Source organism: Bradyrhizobium sp. KB893862 SZCCT0404 (genome assembly GCF_018130885.1).
GTDB classification, from domain to species: Bacteria; Pseudomonadota; Alphaproteobacteria; order Rhizobiales; family Xanthobacteraceae; genus Bradyrhizobium; species Bradyrhizobium stylosanthis.
Genome location: NZ_JAFCLT010000002.1, coordinates 219,345 through 240,094 on the forward strand (window position 1 = coordinate 219,345; position 20,750 = coordinate 240,094).

General features: G+C 66.0%; 20 protein-coding genes. 4 read left to right on the forward strand and 16 right to left on the reverse strand.

The window, feature by feature from the left end; all coding sequences use genetic code 11:
• The first annotated feature begins 222 nt into the window (after positions 1 to 222).
• Both JQ617_RS09835 and JQ617_RS09840 read left to right on the forward strand, forming a co-directional pair.
• On the forward strand, positions 223 to 402 hold the full coding sequence (locus JQ617_RS09835) for a hypothetical protein (RefSeq protein WP_212026155.1): 180 nt from the start codon (positions 223 to 225) through the stop codon (positions 400 to 402).
• Between the two features lie 20 nt (positions 403 to 422).
• Positions 423 to 590: a hypothetical protein gene (locus JQ617_RS09840; RefSeq protein WP_212026156.1), complete on the forward strand. Its 168-nt coding sequence runs from the start codon at positions 423 to 425 to the stop codon at positions 588 to 590.
• A 382-nt stretch (positions 591 to 972) separates the two neighbouring features.
• On the opposite strand, the gene JQ617_RS09845 is transcribed toward JQ617_RS09840, so the two are convergent.
• The 3 genes from JQ617_RS09845 to JQ617_RS09855 all read right to left on the reverse strand — a co-directional run bounded on the left by JQ617_RS09845 (position 973) and on the right by JQ617_RS09855 (position 3,570).
• Positions 973 to 2,166 (reverse strand): glycosyltransferase family 4 protein, encoded by a 1,194-nt coding sequence (locus JQ617_RS09845; protein WP_212026157.1) that lies wholly within the window; start codon positions 2,164 to 2,166, stop codon positions 973 to 975.
• Positions 2,159 to 3,091: an NAD-dependent epimerase/dehydratase family protein gene (locus JQ617_RS09850; RefSeq protein ID WP_212026158.1), complete on the reverse strand. Its 933-nt coding sequence runs from the start codon at positions 3,089 to 3,091 to the stop codon at positions 2,159 to 2,161. Before JQ617_RS09850 ends, JQ617_RS09845 begins: the two co-directional genes overlap by 8 nt.
• A gap of 65 nt (positions 3,092 to 3,156) precedes the next feature.
• Positions 3,157 to 3,570, reverse strand: coding sequence for an acyltransferase (locus tag JQ617_RS09855; RefSeq protein ID WP_249156922.1), 414 nt, complete (start codon positions 3,568 to 3,570; stop codon positions 3,157 to 3,159).
• A 21-nt stretch (positions 3,571 to 3,591) separates the two neighbouring features.
• Here JQ617_RS09855 and JQ617_RS39945 point away from each other — a divergent pair, with 21 nt between their 5' ends.
• Complete coding sequence (locus tag JQ617_RS39945) at positions 3,592 to 3,828, forward strand: hypothetical protein (protein ID WP_249156925.1); 237 nt, start codon at positions 3,592 to 3,594, stop codon at positions 3,826 to 3,828.
• Between the two features lie 96 nt (positions 3,829 to 3,924).
• Here JQ617_RS39945 and JQ617_RS09860 read toward each other — a convergent pair whose 3' ends face one another.
• The 4 genes from JQ617_RS09860 to JQ617_RS09875 all read right to left on the reverse strand — a co-directional run bounded on the left by JQ617_RS09860 (position 3,925) and on the right by JQ617_RS09875 (position 9,272).
• Entirely contained in the window at positions 3,925 to 5,013 is a 1,089-nt protein-coding gene (locus tag JQ617_RS09860) for a glycosyltransferase family protein (protein ID WP_212026160.1), read from the reverse strand.
• A gap of 3 nt (positions 5,014 to 5,016) precedes the next feature.
• Positions 5,017 to 6,855 (reverse strand): asparagine synthase (glutamine-hydrolyzing), encoded by a 1,839-nt coding sequence (asnB, locus tag JQ617_RS09865; protein WP_212026161.1) that lies wholly within the window; start codon positions 6,853 to 6,855, stop codon positions 5,017 to 5,019.
• A gap of 3 nt (positions 6,856 to 6,858) precedes the next feature.
• On the reverse strand, positions 6,859 to 8,355 hold the full coding sequence (locus JQ617_RS09870) for a lipopolysaccharide biosynthesis protein (protein ID WP_249156927.1): 1,497 nt from the start codon (positions 8,353 to 8,355) through the stop codon (positions 6,859 to 6,861).
• 224 nt (positions 8,356 to 8,579) lie between these two features.
• On the reverse strand, positions 8,580 to 9,272 hold the full coding sequence (locus tag JQ617_RS09875; RefSeq protein WP_212026163.1) for a hypothetical protein: 693 nt from the start codon (positions 9,270 to 9,272) through the stop codon (positions 8,580 to 8,582).
• A 293-nt stretch (positions 9,273 to 9,565) separates the two neighbouring features.
• Here JQ617_RS09875 and JQ617_RS09880 point away from each other — a divergent pair, with 293 nt between their 5' ends.
• Complete coding sequence (locus JQ617_RS09880; protein ID WP_249156929.1) at positions 9,566 to 13,183, forward strand: autotransporter domain-containing protein; 3,618 nt, start codon at positions 9,566 to 9,568, stop codon at positions 13,181 to 13,183.
• 28 nt (positions 13,184 to 13,211) lie between these two features.
• On the opposite strand, the gene gspM is transcribed toward JQ617_RS09880, so the two are convergent.
• The 9 genes from gspM to JQ617_RS09925 are packed head-to-tail and all read right to left on the reverse strand — an operon-like array spanning position 13,212 to position 20,691.
• Positions 13,212 to 13,814, reverse strand: a complete 603-nt coding sequence (gene gspM, locus JQ617_RS09885; RefSeq protein WP_212026164.1) for a type II secretion system protein GspM — start codon at positions 13,812 to 13,814, stop codon at positions 13,212 to 13,214.
• On the reverse strand, positions 13,811 to 14,848 hold the full coding sequence (locus JQ617_RS09890) for a PilN domain-containing protein (RefSeq protein ID WP_212026165.1): 1,038 nt from the start codon (positions 14,846 to 14,848) through the stop codon (positions 13,811 to 13,813). Before JQ617_RS09890 ends, gspM begins: the two co-directional genes overlap by 4 nt.
• Before the next feature lies 1 nt (position 14,849).
• The gene (locus tag JQ617_RS09895; protein WP_349630605.1) at positions 14,850 to 15,764 is read right to left on the reverse strand and encodes a type II secretion system minor pseudopilin; all 915 of its coding nucleotides are present in this window, start codon (positions 15,762 to 15,764) and stop codon (positions 14,850 to 14,852) included.
• The gene (locus JQ617_RS09900; protein WP_212026167.1) at positions 15,761 to 16,480 is read right to left on the reverse strand and encodes a general secretion pathway protein GspJ; all 720 of its coding nucleotides are present in this window, start codon (positions 16,478 to 16,480) and stop codon (positions 15,761 to 15,763) included. The genes JQ617_RS09895 and JQ617_RS09900 overlap by 4 nt, the downstream gene beginning before the upstream one ends.
• On the reverse strand, positions 16,477 to 16,872 hold the full coding sequence (locus JQ617_RS09905) for a PulJ/GspJ family protein (RefSeq protein WP_212026168.1): 396 nt from the start codon (positions 16,870 to 16,872) through the stop codon (positions 16,477 to 16,479). Before JQ617_RS09905 ends, JQ617_RS09900 begins: the two co-directional genes overlap by 4 nt.
• Positions 16,850 to 17,344, reverse strand: coding sequence for a prepilin-type N-terminal cleavage/methylation domain-containing protein (locus tag JQ617_RS09910; protein WP_212026169.1), 495 nt, complete (start codon positions 17,342 to 17,344; stop codon positions 16,850 to 16,852). Before JQ617_RS09910 ends, JQ617_RS09905 begins: the two co-directional genes overlap by 23 nt.
• Positions 17,307 to 17,762, reverse strand: coding sequence for a type II secretion system major pseudopilin GspG (gene gspG, locus JQ617_RS09915; protein ID WP_212026170.1), 456 nt, complete (start codon positions 17,760 to 17,762; stop codon positions 17,307 to 17,309). Before gspG ends, JQ617_RS09910 begins: the two co-directional genes overlap by 38 nt.
• A 23-nt stretch (positions 17,763 to 17,785) precedes the next feature.
• Positions 17,786 to 18,997, reverse strand: coding sequence for a type II secretion system F family protein (locus tag JQ617_RS09920; RefSeq protein WP_212026171.1), 1,212 nt, complete (start codon positions 18,995 to 18,997; stop codon positions 17,786 to 17,788).
• A gap of 5 nt (positions 18,998 to 19,002) precedes the next feature.
• Entirely contained in the window at positions 19,003 to 20,691 is a 1,689-nt protein-coding gene (locus JQ617_RS09925) for a GspE/PulE family protein (protein WP_249156931.1), read from the reverse strand.
• Between the last annotated feature and the right edge of the window lie 59 nt (positions 20,692 to 20,750).

The window sequence follows — 20,750 nt, forward strand, 5'->3', positions numbered from 1 at the left end:
CATTGTGCGGGCGAATCCGGCCGAGTTCAAGCCGCCCGGCGGCATCCCCCTTATGACTTTGGAATGAGATCTGAAATAACTAAGTTACAAGCGAACCGCCGAGCCCAGAGGACGGAGAAAGCAATAAGGGGTACTGCCCCGCAAGCCAACAATGCTTCAAAGCACCGATAACTTCGGCTAAGCGGAATTGCCGAAAAAGAAAAAGCGAGGAGTAATGAAGTGATGCCGCGCCTGCTCTACATCAACGAGAAATCTGGTCACGACGCGACGATCATATTGGACAACAGAGACGCCTGCTGGATCTCCGTGGGCAAGAAGCGCGTCTTAGTACATTCGCATAAGCACAATCTTTGGGGCGGATTGCTAGGAAGCGTCTTCCTGACCGCCTGCCCCGGCTCCTGAGGGAAAGAACATCCGTCATCGTGTCGATCTTCGGGCCAATGCTGGTCGGACTACTCCTGATCTGGCTAATAGACGTCAACTTGAACAGCCCGCCCGGCAAATATTTCGACCTCGGCAACATCCGGATGATCGTGACTGCGTCGAGCGCACTCGACATCTACAAACACTTTTTGCACGCCATCCCGTGACCTCGTGCTGCCAGATCTCCGTCTTTAAGCCGCTGATCCATTGCCCTTACCAGGAGGAACTGACCGTCGTGATGCAGCAGACCTAGCCTTCGGCAATTTATATGCGTCACAATTTGCGACCGTAGGCGTCGTTTCCGTCGGCCTAGATCTCGCACCGTTGACCGCGCTTGCCTCGGGCTTCGTGCTAGCCCTCGGCAACCGGACGTCTGTGGGACTGCCGGCGCGCTTCGTGTCGATATCCGCCGGACCGCTGCCCCACGTCCTGCTCAACGTGCCGCTCACGGCGCGCGCTGGTTACGCACGACGCGGCTCCTCTCTTCTTGCTCTGGTATGTTGCGCCCCGGAGCATTTTTGCAGCAACAGCAGTCACGCCGCCCGCATCCTAAGCGGACCGTGACGCCATCACATCCTGGCTTAGCCGGATAAAATCGGCAACGAACGCCCCGACGCGCTGGTCGAGATTCGGCAACAGATTGCGGGCCGTTGCAGGCCCGGCCGCCTGCGCAACCTGTGACATCTGATCAGCCAGCGCCTCGGCGTCGTGGATGCCGAAATACCGCGCGCGTCCCTCGGCCTGCTCGCGATGAACGTCGATATCAGACAGGATCATCGGAACGCCGAACGACTTGGCTTCCTCGACCGTCGTGCTCCATCCCTCGCACTCCGAAGGATTGATGAGGGCGATCGACGCGCGCAGCAGCGCATAGACGTGATCCAGCGGAATCATTCCGAGGTGTCTGAAGTTCGCATCGAGACCGCACGACCCGACCTCCTTCATGGTCATTTCGAAGAGATCTGGCTCGCGGGCGTCCTGCGTATTTCCGGACGCCGCGACGACGACATCGAGCCCGCGGCGTTTCAAGAGATCAAGCGCCGCGACGACGACCCGGTGATTCTTGTGGCGCCAGAACTGGTTCGGCAGATAGAAATAGCGCGACGGCAGCTTGTAGCTTGCGATCACGTCGGAGGGATTCGTGGCTAGCAGGCTGGCTGGCGGCTCGGTGGCGAACCGGACCACGGAGACGCCGTTCTTCAGGCCCGGATAAAACCGCTTGAGATCGGCGAGCGCGCTGGCGCTGCTCAGCATGATGTGCCGGCCGGACGCGATCTGGACCCGGAAGCCGAGATCGCGCCGCCAGTAAGCGCCCCTGGAGAAAAGGTGCGGAAGCAGGCGGTGCTGGAAATCCGGAAACCAGGCGATCGCAGGGAACGGCAGGCGCCAGCCGAAGAAGCGCGCGGATTCGAACACCATGTCGATCCCGCGAATCCTGAATTCGGCAACGGCGGGGCCGTCCAGACCAAAAGCCATCGCACGAGCGAGACCGGTCGCACGGGCAAGACCGGTCGCGGCATGATCGAACACCTGCGAGCGCACGATTTCGACCGCGGGAATATTCGCTAGTGCAGCGATCTCATCGGCATCATCCGCCGTTCCCGCGAACAGCACCGGCGTCAGCGCTCCGGGCGCGTATCTGTTGAGCGCCTCGAACAGATTGCGTTGATAGTTGTAGCCTCCCGCCCATAGACGGCGCGGAATGTTGGTGAACGCGATCCGCAGCGGCGCACGCTCAGGCACGAGCTTGGTCCTTGAACCAGGCGACGTAGTCGGCGAGACCTCGCTCCAGCGGAATGCGCCAATCGAAATTCATGTCGAGCACGCGCACGTTGTCGGCCAGCAGGCTGGTCGGATCGCCCGGCCGCGCGATGCCCGAAAACTGCAGGGCCGTCTTGCCGCCCCAATGCCCGATCAGGCCGTCGGCAATGCCGGCGACGCTGACGCCACGCCCCGAGCCGCCATTGATCACGTCAAAATCGTCCTGCCACGGCCCCTCCGCGACGCGCGCCAGCAGGCGAACGACGTCGCGAACGTCGGTCCAATCCCTGATCTCGGATCCCGTTCCTCCGAGAGTCAGCGTGCGCTGCTCGCTGCGCAGCCGCGAGCAGATGTCCCAGAGAAGCTGTTTGCGAAGGTTGGGACCGTAGACCGAGAACAACCGCACCACGGCGCAGCGAATGCCGAAGCTCTGCACGTAGCTTTGGCACAGTTGCTCCATCATCAGCTTGTGGTGGCCGTAGGGCGACATCGGCGCCAGCGCCGCGCTTTCGCGGATCGGCCCGGCGTGCTCGGCGCCGTAGACGGCGGCACTCGACACGACGATCAACCGGCTATCGGGTGCGAAGCTTCGAAGCCACTCCAGCAGGCGCGCCGTGCTGGCCACGGTCCGCGAAAAGTCTTCGAACGGGCGCTCCATCGACAGCCCGACCGACGATCCGCCGGCGAGGTGGAAGACATGCGACGGCACTCCGTGCGCGACGGCGAGCGCGTTCAGGTTGGCGGCGTCGACCTCGCCATTGATCCAGGTCTGCAGGCCGAGCGCACGCGCATCGGCCGGATCGAGGGCACCATGGCCAACGCCATGCACCGCATGTCCGCTGCTCGCCAACTCGCGGACGAGATGGCGGCCGATGAACCCGTTCGCGCCGGTGATCCAGATCGACATGGCTACCCGATGTGCAGACGGTTGGTTTGTGGACACATTGCAATCCCAATTGTCATGGGCGTCCCTTATCGCTCGTCCGGCGACAACTCCCTGATCACAGTGGCAGGATTACCGGCCACGATGGAATACGCCGGAACGTCCTTGGTGACCACGGCGCCGGCGGCGACGATCCCGCCCTCACCGATCGTCACGCCGCGCATGACCATCGCGCAAGCGCCGATCCACGCATCGTCGCCGATCTTGATCGGACGATCGTCGAGCGAGAGCTTGCGCGGGTGGCCCAAGGTGAAGATCTGCTTCGCCTGCTCGTGCCGCTCGGAAGCACGGATCGGATGCGAGAGATTGTCGAATATGTTCACCGAATGCGAGATCAGGACGCGATTTCCGATGTCGATCGAGGCGCCCGACCAGATGCGCGTACCGACGCCGACATAGCACCACTCTCCGATCGTGATGCGGCCGCCGTGACCGAGGATCATCAATTCTCCCCGGACATGAGAGTGACTGCCAATGACAATCTTCTCGCTATCGCCCAGCGCATTCCGGATCCGTGCGCTGTGAGCCAGGAACGCGTCAGGATGCAGTCGGCAGGTCGCCCGCCCGATCAGGCGCTGGACGATATAGTGCCAATTGAAGCCGTCGATGGCATGCGCGCAACGGCGCACAAGCGTGGAAAGGCCGGACATCAGCGCACCCTCTCACGTCGCAGGATCGAACGTGTCCGGATTCTCAAATGACACCTCCAACGGAGCCAGCCTCCGCCCTCCACTGAATCAGCAAGTTGGAAGTCATGCAGTCAATCGGGAGGACGCGCGACAAATGCTCTAGCATGGCTACAGGCGCCCTACGAGATCGACAAACGCTTTCCACTGCACGTCCTTGCCATAGATGTCGCGCATGCGCGCCCGCCCCAGCGCGGCGATCTCGGCCGATCTGGGCCAGTCCTGGAGACTGCGCGAGATGACTTCGGCGGCCTGGTCCGGGGTACCGTAGGTCTCGATCGTGACACCGTTCTGCATGCCCTCCGGATATCGTCCGGCGTCGGACACGAGCAGCGCACCGCACCCCATGGCCTCGAAGCAGCGCATATTGCCGCGATCCTCGCCCGCCATGTCGATCGCGCCATTGAGCACGATCTTGGATGAGCCGATCAGTTCATAGAGATCCTTTCCGAATACCGGAGGTCTTGCGATGGCCGCGATGGCGTCGGGGCGCCTGTGACGGCCCAGCGGCAGCAATCGTCCGATCGGGCTCTCGGCAAGCCTCGTCAGGCGCGATGCGTCGAGACACAGCACGATATTGTGGCTGTCGGCGAGGTGCGCGACCCGCTCCAGCGTTCTGGCCCGTGCGCGATGATGCCGCGAATAGCCGCCGACGAAGACGGCGTCGATCGGTCGTTCGCCGTGACCATATTCGTCCATCACCGGATCATGCGCCGGACGAAACAATTCGCCACGGCATCCCTTGCCGCGCCAGAAGTCGAGGATCGAAGGAAAGTTGCCAAGCACGGCGCCATAGGCCGTGAAATCGGCATTTCCCGACGGCGCCGCACGCCAGCACAGCGTCGTCTTCACGCAGCCCGGCAGCTTGGCAACGAATGTACTGGGGTAGCGTACCGGATCGAGATTGTAGAACACCTCGGTGGCGTGATGCTCGATCTGCGCGAGCAGGATGGCCTCGAGCGTCGGCTCGCCCGACATACCCTGCTCGCGCGCCCAGCGGCGCTGCAGGATCTCGTCGTCGCCATTGGTGAAGAAGGCTTCCGGCGATCCATCGAGTACGGGTTGCAGGAAATGCGCCGCACCGAAACGGTCGTTGAGAAACACCTCGCGCCGCGCGTCGAAGCTGAGCGCCTTTGCCGCAAGTTGGTTGAACCGCGGCAGATAGGACGGATAGAAGCAGCTATTCTGGAACAGACGCATCGCCTACGCGTACCTCGCCAACATCCATTTCATGTTCAGGTACGGCCAGATCCGCCCGACCTTCTCCCAGTCCCAGGACTTCGACGCGGTCAAGCGGCTGACCGCTCCGCGCAAGGCCGCTTCATCCACCAGTTCGGCAAACGCCGGCACCTTGCGGTCGAGCAGATCGGCGGTCCAGCCGGCCAGCGACCCGTTCAACCACTCCGGCATCGGCGAATTGAAACCGACCTTGCGGCGCGCAGTGCGGATCGACTCCGGCATCAGGTCCTCCATCGCCCGCCGAGCCACAGCCTTGGTATAGCCGTCCGCCGCCTTGCTGCTTTCCGGAAGCGCCATGGTGTAGGTGACGAGACGCCAGTCCATGAAAGGCATGCGGACCTCGACGCCGTGAGCCATCGAGAGACGATCGAAATTGCGCAGGATAGTGGGCAGCACGGTGCTGTGAAACATGCGATAGAGCCGCCGGTTCAGGCCGCCCCATTCGCGCGGCAGCACATCGTCCTCACCGACCAGCGGAAGCGGGCTCGGAAGATCACGCAGACCGCTGCGCAGGAAATAGACGCCCTGACGTTTCAGGGCCAGCACGCGCAGCAGGTCCACGCCGCGACGCGCCAGCGGGGATCGCGAAGCCAGATCTTCCGCGGCGTTGCGAATTCGAAACGCCGCCGCCCGGCCTTCTTGCAAATAGGCGCCCATCAACTCGTCCGCACCGTGGCCGTCGAGTGAGACCGTCACGCTGTTCTGCCGCAACTGCCGGTAGATCAGCCATGCCGCGCTGGGCAGCCCGATATAGACGTCGTCGAGATCGTCGAGAATCCGATCGAGATCCGTCAACGCATCGCCCTGTCCGATTTCGAGGAAGGTGGGCTCGACCTTGGCCCAGGCGGCGGCCTCCTCGGCCATTGGCCGCTCGTCGTTCAATGCGCCCGGGAAGGTCGCGACGAAGGCGTGGCGCCACGCGGTGCTGTCGCGCGGTCCCATCCCGGCCTGCTCGTGTGCGGCCATGGTGCAGATCACCGCCGAGGAGTCGAAGCCCCCGGACAGGCACGTTCCGATCGGCACGTCGCTGCGCATCCGCAGGGCCACGGCGTCCTGGAACAGTTCGCGGAAGCCGGCCACGCGCTCGGATTCCGTGGCCGGCACCGCAGGCAGATGATCGATCGTCCGCCACCAGCGCCTGACACTGACCTTGCCCTGGCGCAGCCACATGCAATGGCCGGCCTGCAGACGGCGAACCTGCCGAAACAAGGTCCGGTTGCTGCCCTCGATGCCGAAGGCGTCGAACATCAGGCGCCGTGCCACCTCCGTATCGACGGACGGATCGATCAGTCCGCTCCGTACCAGCGCTCGCTGCTCGGAGGCGAAGACAAACCGCTCCGGCGACACGGCATAGAGCAGCGGCTTGATGCCGAAGCGATCGCGCGCAAGAAACAATTCGCGCGTGCTGGTGTCGAAGATCGCAAGGGCCCACATGCCATTGAAGCGCGGCAGCATGTCTTCCCGCCAGGCCTCCCAGGCGGCCAGGATCACCTCGGTGTCGGATTGGCTGCGGAACACCGCGCCCCGCGCTTCGAGCTCGCGGCGCAGCTCGAGGAAATTGTAGATCTCGCCGTTGTAGACAATGACGTAACGGCCGTCCGCGGACAGCATCGGCTGATAGCCGCCTTCGCCGGGATCGATGATCGCAAGACGACGATGGCCGAATGCGAGAGTCCGGTCCGCGCTGAACCACGTTCCTTCGCCGAACGGACCGCGATGCGCGATCAGGCCGGTCAGTCGCGAGATCTCGGACGGCTCGACCGCATTGCCGCGCAGATTGACGATTCCGGCGATTCCGCACATGTCCTAGATCGCCTTCAGGGGCACGAAGCGGCTGAGAATGGCCCGCAAGTCCTGCAAGCAGGCCCTTCGATACGGTCCCAGCTGCGATACGGCAACTTCGACGACAAAGATGATCGCAGCCGTCACCGCCGCGACGACTCCCACCGACCACCAGGACGGCGCAAGATGGAACGGTGCGCGGTCGAGACCAGTGCGCAGCGCCAGCGCCGTCACGATCCCGATGCCAAGCGGCATCAGCACGCAATGGATCACGCGCGGCCAAATGCCGGAAATGTCAAAACTGCGGCGCAACAGCACGACGATCGTCGCCATCTGCGCGACCATGCCAGCGCAGGCGCTCCAGCCTGCGGCCTGCCAGCCGAAGCTTGGCAGCACGATCGCACTGGTGCCGAGAGTCACGATCCCCGTGATCAGCGCGATGAGCGCGTTGGAGCGCGAGCGCGCCTGCGCCAACAGATAAAAGCCGAACACATTCGCACTCGATCCAAGGATACCGGCAATTGACAAGACGACGAGCACCCGCGCCGCCTCGGCCGCGACCTCGGCGCCGGTCCAGACATGAAGCAGCGGACCGGCGACGGGGATCAACGCACCCAAGGCGCTCGCGGCAAGGACGTTCAAAATCCAGGACGACCGGAACAGCAGATCGACCTTGCGATCCTCGCTCTCCTTTTGCAGCGTGCTAAAGAACGGAAACAGGATCTCGCCGACCTTGAGAATGCCGATATAGGTGGCCTCCTGGAGGCGCTGCGCCACGCCATAGAAGCCGACGAATTGGGGTTGCAGCAGCGCGCCAAGCAGATATCGATCGGCCTGCCCGGCAAGCAGCGCCCCCCCCTGTGCGGCAACCTGCCAGCCGCCCAGCCGAACCAATTTGCCGAGCGACCCGCGATGCAGCGCCGGCGGCGCCAGCCATTGACCGATGCCGCGGGACCATACCAGGGCCATCAGCAGACCGCTTGCAAACCCAAGCGCCTGGCAACCGAGGAACGTCGAGGCATGAGGCGCGGCGGGGATCAGCAGCAGCATCGAAAGGGTCGAGACCAACGTGCTGACAATGCCGATCGAAGAGATCCGGCGATAGTCCTGGCGCGCGGTGAACAACGACACGAAGACAGCAGATACGCATTGGCACAACCAGCCTGCACCGGCCAGTGTGAAGGCCAATCCAAGATCGTCGGCGGCCGAACCTGCCAGATGAAAGCCGAGACGCGCGAGCGGAGCTCCGGCAAGCCAGAAGAAGACGGTGATGGGCCCGCCTGCTACGATCGCGAGCATGATCGCCGTCGCGAACAGGCGCCGCGCATCCTCGCGGTCTGACGGCTCCAGCCGCTGGGCAAGCTCGCGCGCGGTCGACAGTCCGAGCGCGTTGCTGAACACCAGTGCAGGCGCAATGCATGCCGTCACGAGACCCGCGACACCGAATGCCGCCAGACCGAGGCGAGCGATCACGAAAGGCAGGATGGCCAGGTTCAGCACCACGGCCACCAGGAAGGCCATCGCGTTCCAGGCGGAGTTTCCCAGCAGGTCGGGCGGTCTTTTTGTCGAAGTCATGCCAGCCACCCGGCCGTACCCTCACCAAGCCTGTGCCACCTCATCAATCGGGGTTCCCCCAAGCAGCGCAAATTCGGGCTAGCAGTCAGGACATGGATTGTCGATAGCCTGCGGACGCGACTGCCGTTCACCTGTGCCCGGCCAGTTCCGTACGGCAGGCCGCCCGGCGCTCAGAGCCCATCGGACTCGCCGTTCTTCGGCGTCGAACGCGGCACGAAGGGAGCGAAGGACCTATCACTCGTCGCCGGCATCGTCAGCCTGCCGCCGCTGGCGTCATGAGGCGGAGCCGCCGCGGGGGCCGCCACCGGATCGGCCGGGCGCTGGAGCGCCAGGACCTCGCTGCGATCGCCCTGCTTGAACGTCACCTCGCGCGGCTGAACCTCGGTCAGCGACCAGCCGCCGAGCGATTCGCCCTGCCGCAGGCGGACGACCTTCTGGTCGAAGCGGTCGACGAGGATCGCGATCGCATCGCCCTCGCCGATCACGGCCCCCACCAGCAAAAGCGGCGGCGGCGGGGCCTCGACCTGCTTGGGCGGCGGCGCCTGCACCTCCTCGACCGGGGATGCGGCGACCGCGCGTGGCGGCGGCCGGCGCGAGGCCGAGAAGATCGGACGTTCCTGGGTTGCCGTCAGCGCCGAGAGCGGCACAGACCACAGCGGATTGCCGCGGGGGACCGGTTTGCTCACGGCCTGGGCCGGCCGCGCGATCGGCCGCATCGCGCCGACATCGACGCTGTCGGCGGGAGCGCCCGCGGCATCGTCAGGCAGGATATCGATGCGCGAAGAGGTTGCGGCCGGCGCCGCGGCGCTGCCCAGCACCGTCCACAGCACAGCCAATCCCACCGCTTGGAGCCACCCGGACATCAGATCGCCTTGCAGGTTCCTTTCCCCGGCAAACTAGGCCCGATGAGCTCGGCCATCAACCGCCTCGTCCGCCCAATTCGGGCGGACCGGCAGCGCCTGTGTTGCGACACGTAAAAATGTTGCCCAAGAGCCACGATCGCGGAAATTGCCCCCGGAATGGGCAGGAACCCTGCTCTATCCAACCCCCGTTCATTGCGAGCCCTTGCGAGGTCATGAGACCATCGCGGACGGGGCTGCGCTTGCGCGCCCGGGTTGCAATGCTTTGCGATTGTTTTTTTAATTTGAGAGCACCAATGGCCGGACCGAAAATGGCGCCCGAGAGGATCGGAGACCGGCTGCGGTCGGTCAGGCGCCACGCTCTGGCGACCCTGCTCGCCACGACCGCGCTCGGCGTGGTCGCCGCGCATGCCGTGGACGGCACCTGGACCGGCGCCAGCTCCGACTGGACCGATCCGGCCAACTGGTCAACGAACCCGAGCGTGCCGGACGGAACCGCGACCTTCACAAATACCGGCAACGCGAGCGTCGACAATTTCAACGGCGTCGTCGTCATCGGCACGGTCCAGTTCACGAACACCGCGCAGGCCTACACGGTCACGACCGGCGACGCCTTCATCGTCAACGGCACCGGCATCATCAACAATTCCGGCAACACCCAGAACTTCATCTCGGCGTCCAACGGCAACAATATGGTGTTCCAGAACAGCAGCACCGCGAGCGGCGGGACTGGTGCGGTCACCATCACGAACAATTCCGGCGGCACCGTCTCGTTCCTCCAGAACAGTACGGCGGGGACGGCCAGCATCATCAACGGCAGCTTCCTCACCTTCGAGGATTCCGCCAATGCCGGCAGCGCCCAGATCACCAACAATGCCGGCGGCCATATCGATTTCTACACCAGCGCCTCGGCCGGCAGCGCCACGATCAACAACGCGGCGAGCGCCACGCTGAGCTTCCACAACAACACCACTGCCGCCACGTCGAGCATCATCAACGACGGCATCTTGAATTTCGACGGCTCCGCCACAGCGGGCAGCGCCACCATCACCACCAACAACAGCGCGACGACGAATTTCAGCGCGTCAGCGACCGGCGGCAACGCGAAGTTCATTACCAATGCCGGCGGCACGGTCGACATTTCCGGCCTCACCAGCGGCGGGATCACCAGCGGTTCGATCGAAGGCGCGGGCAATTACGTGCTCGGCGCCAACACCCTCACCACCGGCAGCCTCAACACCTCGACCCAGGTCGACGGCGTGATTTCCGGCACCGGCGGCGGCCTCACCAAGGTCGGCACCGGCACGCTGACGCTGACCAACGTCAACACCTATACCGGCGCGACGACGGTCTCGGCCGGAACCCTGGCGCTGTCGGGCTTCGGCAGCATCGCGGACTCCAGCGTCGTCACGGTGAACGGCACGCTCGACATTTCCGCGATCACCCCATCGGCAGCGGCCCTCACCACGCTGGCCGGAACCGGGACGGTCCAGATGGGCACCAAGGGAGTGTTCATCACCAACGGTTCGACCGAGTTCTCAGGCGTGATCAATGGAACGGGCGGGGTCGAGATTTTCAACGGCACCCAAACGTTCTCCGGCGTCAACACCTATACCAACGCAACCCAGATCGACGTCGGTGCGACGCTGGCGCTGAAGGGCAGCGGCTCGATCGCGAGTTCCGTCCTTGTGACCTTCTCGCCGGGTGCGACCGGGACATTGGATATTTCGCAGACCACCTCCGGCGCCTCGATACAGGCGCTTTTCTCGATGGCTGGTGCCGGCTTCATCGCGCTCGGCTCGAAGACGCTCACGATCACGAACGGGAGCGTGTTCTCGGGTGTCATCCTGGACGGCGGTATCGGCGGCGGCACGGGGGGGAATCTGGTGATTGCCAACGCCGCCACGCAGCAGCTCTCAGGCAACAACCTGTATACCGGCACGACCACGATTGCCGCGGGCGGCGAGTTGGACCTTATTTTTTTCGGCGGCCTGAATGGCAGCATCGCTTCATCCCGGAACGTCATCGCCGATGGTATCTTCGACATCTCGAACCTAAGCAACGGCGGCACCTCGATCAGTTCGTTGTCGGGATCGGGTAACGTCAATCTCGGCGCCAACACGCTGACGATCACCAACGCCAACGGCACGTTCTCGGGCGTCATTGACGATGCCGGCGCCGGCGGCGGCCTCACGCTGGCCGGCGGCACGCAGACGCTGACCGGCGTCAACACCTATACCGGCGCCACCGCCGTGAACGGCGGCACGCTAGTGGTGGACGGCACGATCCTGAACAGCCCGATCACCGTCAACACCGGCGGCACGCTCGCCGGCAGCGGCACCGTCGCCGGCGTCCAGGTCAGCGGCGGCACGTTGGCCCCGGGCAGCGCAGCCACCCCGTTCGGCCCGCTGACAGTGACCGGCAGCCTGATCTTCACCGCCGCCTCGACCTATCTGGTGCAGGTCTCCTCCACCGCCGCCAGCCTCGCCAGCGTCACCGGCGCGGCCAATCTCGGCGGCGCGACGGTGAGCGTGAATTTCACCTCGGGCACGGTCAAGAAGCAGTACACGATCCTGACTGCGGCCGGCACCCTCACCAACACCACCTTCAATCCGACCGTCCTCTCCAACATGCCGACGCTCAACGCGACGCTGAGCTACGACACCAACAACGTATACCTGAACGTCAACGTCAACTTCACGCCGGCGAGCGGCCTCAACACCAACCAGCAGAACGTCGCGAACACGCTGACCAATTTCTTCAACACCACCGGCGGCATCCCTGCGGCCTTCGCCGCGCTGTCGCGGTCGGGGCTCACCACTGCCTCCGGCGAACTCGGCACCGGCATCATCCAGTCTGCGATCAACGCCGACAGCCAGTTCCTCAGTCTGATGCTCGACCCGACCGTCATCGGCCGCTCGGGCGGCTTCGCCAAGGCGGGCAGCGTCGCGCATTTCGCCGATAGCGAGGATGCCAGCGCCTACGCCAGGATGCGTCCGGCCAATGCGCGCGAGCGCGAGGCCTATGCGGTGGCAACCAAGGCGCCTTCGCTGCTGTCCGCGCAGCCCAGCAGCCGCTGGAGCGTCTGGGCTGCCGGCTATGGCGGCTCGGCCGATGTCGGCGGCAATGCGGCGGTCGGCTCGCAGGATTTGACCGCACGGGTCTGGGGCGCCGCGGCCGGCGCCGACTACAGGCTCTCGGTCGATGCGCTGGTGGGCTTCGCGCTCGGCGGCGGTGGACTGAACTACTCGGTTGCGAATGCGATGGGCTCGGGCTCGGCCGACCTGTTCCAGGCCGGCGTTTATGGCCGGCATAATTTCGGCCCGGCCTATATCTCGGCCGCCCTCGCCTATGGCTGGCACGACGTCACCACCAACCGCACCGTGGCGCTGGCCGGGGCCGACCAGCTCCAGGCCCGCTACAAGGCCGACACGTTCTCGGCCCGCTTCGAAGGCGGCTACCGCTTCGCGATGCCGATGATCGGCATCACGCCCTATACGGCCGCGCAGGTGACGAACTTCAACCTGCCGAACTATTCCGAGGCCAGCATCAACGGTGGCGGCCTGTTCGCGCTGAACTACGCGGCGCAATCCCTCACCGACACCCGCTCCGAGCTCGGCCTGCGCACCGACAAATCCTACGCCATGCAGAACGGCGTGCTGACGCTGCGCGGCCGCGCCGCCTGGGCGCACAACTACAATCCGAGCCGCGCCGTCACCGCGCTGTTCCAGACCCTGCCGGGCACCAGCTTCGTCGTGAACGGCGCCAGGGTCGATGCCGACTCGGCGCTCGTCAGCGCCAGCGCCGAGATGAAATGGCTGAGCGGCTTCTCGCTCGCCGGCACCTTCGACGGCGAGTTCTCCGGCAACGTCACCAGCTATTCCGGCAAGGGCGTCTTCAAATACAGCTGGTGAGCCGGCGAGCCTGCCTGACGACGCCGCCCTACTTCCCCGCCTGCCACTGGCCGGACACGCCCAGGATCACCCTGACGCGGCCGGTGGGGGCATCGCCGAGCGCAGTGGTCTGCGGCACCTGGACGTCGAGCTGCTCGACGAACAGGAACGGCATTCCGGCCTCGAGATCGTAGAGCAGCTTCTGCAGCGCGGGCTGCTCCAGCTCGCAGCTCACGACAAGACCGACGAAGCCGTCCTTCGCCTGCGCCCCTGTCACGTCGACCTGCGAGGACTGCACCGAGCCGCCGACACTGCCGACCGCGGCGGCGACCCGCTGCAACAGATTGGCGCCGGCCACCGTCACGGTCGGCCCTTCCAGGAACGGCGTGCCGGGATGTTCGGCCATTGCTGCCGCGGCGTTCTTGGCGCCGCCCTTGCGGCCGCGCAGCTGATCGAGCAGGTCGGAGGTCTCCGCCAGGGCCTGGCGATGGGCGATGACATCGGCGATCGAAAGGCCCGCCATCAGCAACAGCCCGCCGGCGATGGCGATGTAGAGCGTCACCGCGATGAGCGGCGAGCCGGTCAGCGCCCGCGTCACGCCGTTTCCGCTTGCGACCTTGCTGCCCACCGCGCTGCTCTTGGCACTGCTCATGGCGCGTTCCTCGGCTCGACCTGCGCCTCGATATGGAAGCGTTCGCCGGGATCGGTGGGACTGCGCGTCGTCGGGGCATAGAAGGTCGCGCGGGTGAAATGCTGGGACTGCTCGATCAGCGGGATCAGCGAGGGCGCATCGCGGGTGATGCCGCCGATCTGGATCTTATTGCCGGCGAGGTGCAGCTCGGTGACATAGGTATGATCGGGCAACACCCGGCTCAGCGATTCAAGCACGATCACGCTCGCTGCGGTCTCGTATTTGCGCCGCTCGAGCAGCGCGAGCGGCGAGCGCTCGCCGCCGTCGCTGCCGCGGAGCGCGGCGCGGCGCTGGGTGATCTGCCGTTCGAGCTCGCTCTGCTGCGTGCTGAGGCTGTCTGCGAGGTAACCCGCCGCGACCGACGCGGTCACCGCAGTGACCGCGGCAAGGGCCAGCACCGCCTGCAGCGTCCGGCTCAACCGCACCGGGTCGATCGCGCCGCGCGATCTCTGCTCGAACACCCTGATGCGCCGGCCCTCGGCCGCCTCCGTCACGATCGCGATCGCCGAGGGATGGAAGGCGGACACCGCCTCGACATAGCCGAGCGCCAGTTTGCGCGGCGCCGCGGCGATCTCCGTGGTGATGCTCTCGCTGCCATGCGCCACGGGCGGACTGCATCCGAACACGGCCTCCGCGGCGCTCCACGGCGTCAGGCGGTCGATCTGCGCCCGCACGATGCCCTCGAGGAAATCGGCCGCACGGGCCGGCAGCTCCAGGGGGCGGAACAGGAAGCGCGTCGGCTGCAGCACGATCTCGACGCGGCTGCCCCGGACGATCTGGGCGAGATTGGCGCCCACGAACTTGCCGTCCTCGAAGCCGAGCTCCTTCGGCAGATTGTCGGTCTTGGCGGCCTCCAGCGCGAAAGCGCCGCTCCCGGTCTCGACCAGCCGCACCACGCGCGGCGCCACCACCCGCTCCAGGGCGGCAACGATCGTGCCGGCCACGGTGCCGGTCCAGGCGTCGAGAATGCCGCGAAGGGAATCGAGCGAACTCATCTCACAGAGGCTTTCCGGCGGAGCCGTCATAGGCGTTGTGCCACGACAATACACGATACGGCTCATCGCCGCTGTCGAGAAGCAGGATCACAATCTCGGCCGAGCTGCGCCGATGCGAAGGCGCCTCGACGGCGACCGTCATCCGGTACGCGCGCGAGCCCTCGACCGTCGCATTGGTGCCCCCGGCGAGCCCCACCAGCGAACGCGGGTCGATCCTGGGATCGGCGCGATCACGCAGCACCTGCTGCAGGGTTTCGGGGGTCATGCCCGGCAGCGCCGCCACCACCTGCGGCGCGGCGTCGAGCACGTTCACAGTTCGCATGTTGCTAAACACCGTGACGAAGGGCAGCACGCGTTCGACCACGGCGGCCGGGATGCCGCGCACCAGCCACAGCTCGTCGCTGTGCGGAAACGGCGCGTGACGCGGCAGATAGGACGCCCCGAGCGTGCGGTAGAAGGCATCTTCGGGATTGTCCTGTCCGGCTTCCGTGGAGGTGCGCCAGGCGAGGATCCTGTCGGCATAGACAGGCGCATCCGTCGCGGAGACGCCGAGCGCCGTCATCAGCCCTGCGAGCAAGGGCTTCGGCGCCATGTTCAGATCGATGCGCGCCGCCTCCGAGCGGAACGTCACGCTGACCCGGCCGGCCCCGACGCGGGCATTGAAGGTGCCGCTGGTCGGGCGCACCGCTTCGTTCTGCGCCGTCAGCCGGTAGGCGGCAAGCTCGAGCCCGGCGTTCACCAGCGCATCGGCCTGCAACCGGTCCGCGCTGACGGCGACCGTGACCGCGGTGTTGGTGACATAGGTCAGGTAGATCAGCGCGAGCGCAGCCAGCGACGCCAGCATCCAGAGCACCGCGACGACGATGAAGCCGCGGCTGTCGCCAAGCCTCACCCGCTCGTGTCCCGCGCCCTTCACAGCTGCTGCTCCTGCTTCTCGGGCTGCTGCGGCCGCGTGCCTGCGGTCACGCAGGTCGCCGGGTTCTTGGCCCGCGCGCATTCGGCCGGCGCCGTGATGTGCGGGATCACCGCGCCCGAGACCGCCAGCACCTGGCCGGTGGTAATGTTGCGCACGGTGACGCGGATGCGCTCCGGCAATTGCGTCTGGCCGCGCCAGGTCGGCTGCCACTGACCGTCAGGCCCGGCATAGGTGAAACTGACGCGGAACGGCGCGCGGACCAGCACGACCTGGTCGAGGAAGCGGACCTGCCCGTCCGTCGGCATCGGCTGGAAGGTCGCGCGCTCGCGCACCAGCGCCAGCCCCTGCGCATCGGCCTTCTCGATGAAGCGGATGATTTCGAGCCCGGGACGCGCGCTCGGACCGAGCGCGGTACGCAGGAAGGTCACCGACAATTCGGCGCCGTCGAACAGCGGCCCCTTGGCATCGCCGTTGACGGTGATCTGCTCGACGACCGAGAGGTCGGCGACGATACGGTCGAGCCCGGTTGCGAGCCGCTCGGCCCGCTGCACGCGCGCGATGCCGCGACTCCAGTTCGGCAGCCATTGCGCCGTCACCGTCGCCAGCGCCCCCAGGATGACCGTCATCAGCAGCGTGGCCAGCAGCACTTCGAGCAGCGTGAAGCCTGCCTCGTCGGCCAGTGCGCGGCGCAGGCGTTTGGTTGCGAGGCTCTTCACTGAGAAGCCCTCGGCACCAGCTTCACCGTCGTGATCTGGATCGCGGCGCCATCGGCGCGCTGCAGCCGCAGATTGACGGCCATCGGCACGAAGCGATCGGTCGCGGGATCTCCGCCCGCCACGTTCATCGGCGCGACGTCGACGCGCCAGCGGCTGCCGGCGAACTCGCCGCTGCGCCGGCCGGGCTTCAGCAAGCCCCGTGCGGGCAGGTCCGCGAGCAGGGTCTCGGCGGTGCCGGCGAGCGCCAGATGCTGGTCGATCGAGCGGGTGCCCCTGGTCGTGGTGGCGATGACAGAGCCGATCGTCCCGAGCACGACCGCGATGATCGCGAGCGCGACCAGCGCCTCGATCAGCGTGAAGCCGGCGGCATCAGAGCAGCTTCTGCGGGACAATCTCGACGCCTCCGGTCAGCCAGTTGACGCGCACTTCATAGCCCATGCCGGGCCGCGCCAGCGCGATGGTTCCACCGCACGACATGCCCGATGGAAAGAAGTCGATGGACCGTCCCACCGCGCGATCGGCGCAGCGCGAGGCCAGCATCGCCTGCACCACCACGTCGCGCGGCAGGCGGATGGTCTGCCCCGTGACGCCGGAACGGATCGATCGCCCCTCCGCATCCACCTGCGTCGTCACCCGCACCTGGCGGCGCAGGGCCGCATTGCGGTCGGCCTTCAGCAGCGCGGCGGTCTCGACCGCATAGCTTTCCAGCTTCGCCCGCGTCGTCGTGCGCGGGATCGCGGGCAGGATGATCGCCGCGAGCATGCCGATGATCGCGAGCACGCACAGGATCTCGATCAGCGCGAAGCCGCGCGTATCGCGGATGCCCTCAGCGCGCGCCGCTGACAATGTCGGCTGCCGTTCCACTGCCGCCTTCCTGACCGTCGGATCCGAGCGAGATGATCTCGTAGGGCGCGCTCGCGCCCGGCGAACGATAGACGTAGATGTGGCCCCACGGATCGTTCGGCACCACGCCACCGCGCAGATATGGCCCATTCCAGCCGGACTGGTTGGTGTTGCGGGTGAGCGCGTTGAGGCCTTCGTTCGAGGTCGGATAGCGCCCGAGATCGAGATAATACAGATCGAGCGCGCTGGAGAAGCTCTCGATCTGGATCTTCGCCGCCTTGGCCTTGGACTCGCTGAGATAGTTCAGCACCCGCGGGCCGACCAGCGCCATGATCATCCCGATGATGGTGATGACGACCAGCATCTCGACAAGGGTGAAGCCCGCCTCCCCGCGGCCTCCTCGCCGGCGGCTGCGCCGTGCGGATCGATGTTTGGTCACTTCAAGCTTCTCCCGTTCCCTGCCTATCCGACAATCTGGCTCACCGACATCAGCGCCGTCATCACCGACGTGATCAGGCCGCCGACGACCAGCGAGATCGCGATGATCGCCGCAGGTCCCGCGATGCCGACGGCGCGGTCCAGCATGCGCTGCAACTTGGCTTCGTAGAATTCGGCGACACGCCCCGACAGCATCGGCAATTGCCCGGTCTCGTCGCCGAGGCGGAGCATGCGCACGGCCATCGCCGGCAGCGCCTCCGTCTCGGCCAGCGCGTCGGAGAGTTTCGAGCCGTGGCGGACGCGGTCGGCCGCTTCGCTCCAGACCGTGGACGGGCCGGTCGTCGCCATCATGTCGGTCAGGATGCGCAGCGTGGTGGTGAGATTGACGCCGCTGCCGAGCAGCAGGCCGAGATTGCGGCAGAACAGCGCCGTCCGGTAGGCGTTCATCAGATTGCGGATCGCCGGCAGGCGCGTGATCGCATTGGTGATGCCGCGGCGGACACGCTCCCGCCGCAGCAGGACCCACGCGGCTGCGATGGTGCCGGCAAGTCCGGCCAGCACCGCGTCCGAATTGCTGCGCAGAACGGTAGAGATATTGAGGAAGACTCCGACGACCGGATCGACCTTGGCGCCGAAATCCTGCAGCACGGATGCGAACTGCGGCAGCACGAAGGTGAGGAAGAACAGCAGCACGCAGCCGGCCGCCCCGAGCACGAAGATGGGGTAGCGGATCGCATCCGACAGCCGGCGTCTCAGCGCCTCGCTGCGCGCGCGTTCGCCGGCCAGCACCTCGAGCACCTGATCGAGCGAGCCCGAGGCCTCGCCGACACGCACCAGCGCGATGTACATCGGCGGAAACAGCCCCTCGTGCCGTGCCAGCGCCTCGGCGAAGCTCTCGCCCGAAACGACGCGCGAGCGGATGTCGGCAACGACCGGACGCAACCGACCAAAATCGGGATCGGCTGCGAGCAGCTCCAATCCGTCATTGATGCGGGCGCCGGCGCGGAGCAGCAGCGCGAGGTCGCGGGTGAAGATGGTGACGTCTTCCGGCTTCGGCCTGTTGAAGAGGCCGCTCACGCGGCCGGCCGCACCGCCCTCTTCCGGCGTGACGTTGTCGACGAGGACGAGGCCGAGCCGCTCGATCCGCTGCGCGACATCGCCGGGCGCAGGCGCGGCGATGTCGCCGGAGACCAGTTCGCCGTTGGCGTTGAGCGCGCGGTAACGATAATTCGGCATGGGCGTCAGCGCACCGTCGTGACGCGGAAGACCTCGGGCACGGTGGTGAGCCCGGCCCGGCATTTGGCGACCGCGTCCTCCAGCATCGTCGTCATGCCGCCGCGCATCGCGGCGGCGTCGATCGAATGGGAATCGGTCTGCGGTCCGACCAGCGAGCGCACCTCGTCGGACATTTCGAGGATCTCGAACACGCCGTTGCGGCCGCGATAGCCGGTGCCGCCGCAGCGTTCGCAGCCTCCGGCCTCGTGGATGACCTCGCCGGCCTTGAAGCCGATGACGGCGAAGCGTGGATCCTTGGCGATGTCGGCCTCGGTCAGCGCATGCGGCACCTTGCAGCGATCGCAGAGCACGCGCACCAGGCGCTGCGCCACCACGGCGCGCAGCGTCGATTTCAGCAGGAAGCCCTCGATGCCGAGATCGATCAGGCGCGGCACCGCCGCCGCCGCCGTTTCGGTGTGCAGTGTCGTCAGCACGAGATGGCCGGTCAGCGCGGCGTGAATCGCGATATAGGCGGTCTCGGCGTCGCGGACTTCGCCGACCATGATCACGTCGGGGTCCTGACGCACGAAGGCGCGCATGGCCGTGGCGAAGGTCAGCCCGATCGACGGCTTGACCTGGGACTGGTTGATGCCAGGTATCTCGTATTCGACGGGATCCTCGATGGTGAGGATCTTTCGCGTCGGCTCGTTCAGGATCGACAACATGGTCGCGAGCGTCGTGGTCTTGCCGCTGCCGGTCGGACCCGTCACGACGATCATGCCGTGCGGCATGGCGAGCAGCCGCGTCATCACGCTCTCGTCGCGCGCAGCGAGGCCCAGCCTGCTCATCTCCAGGAGGCCGCGGTCGCGCGGCAGAAGACGGATGACGGCGCTCTCGCCGTGCTGCGTCGGCATGGTGGCGACACGGACGTCGATCTCGCTGCGTCCGACGCGCACGCGTGCGGCGCCATCCTGTGGCAGGCGGCGTTCGGCGATGTTGAGGCTGGCGAGAATCTTGATGCGCGAGATCAGCGCCTGCGGCGGGATGCCGTGCGGCGACGGCAACGCGCGTAGCAGACCGTCGACACGCATGCGCACCGCAAGTCCGGCACGGAACGGTTCGACATGGATGTCACTCGCGCGCAAGTCCACCGCGCGCTCCAGGAGATCGTTGAGCGCACGCACCACCGGCGCACCGCTGGCGAGATCGCGCAGGCTTTCAATATCGTCGTCGGACTGCTGCGCGACGCCCCTGCCGCTTCGATCGGCATGTGCGTCGTCGGCCTCGGCCCGTTGATCGAGCACCGTCGTAATGTCCTCATATGACGCTACGACGACATCGACCGGCGTTCCGAACACGATTTCTGCGGCGCGGATGGCAGCAGTGTCGGAAGGGTCGGCGACCGCCAGCCGAAACATGTCATTGGTCGAACTGAAGGGAAAGATGGTGGATTCGCGCAGAAAACGGCGTGAAAAGCCGTCCAGACGAGGCGTGGCCGCGAGCAATTGCGGAAGGCTCAGCCGCGGCAGCGCAAAATAGTCTGAGACTTCATCGGCGAATTCGGCCGCGGAGAGATCGGTGGCCTCCCACAATTCGCGCAAGGGGCGCGTGAGCGCGGGATTGGCCGACTTGTCGACATGGGCGAGCGCCCGCGGCGGCAGTGAATATTTATCGAGGAGGTGCTGCCGGAAGCTATCTGCGGAACGGTCGCGCATCGCATTCACAGCGTTGACCTTGTTACTTGAATGCAACAACTTCGGCGGGTCACGGACGA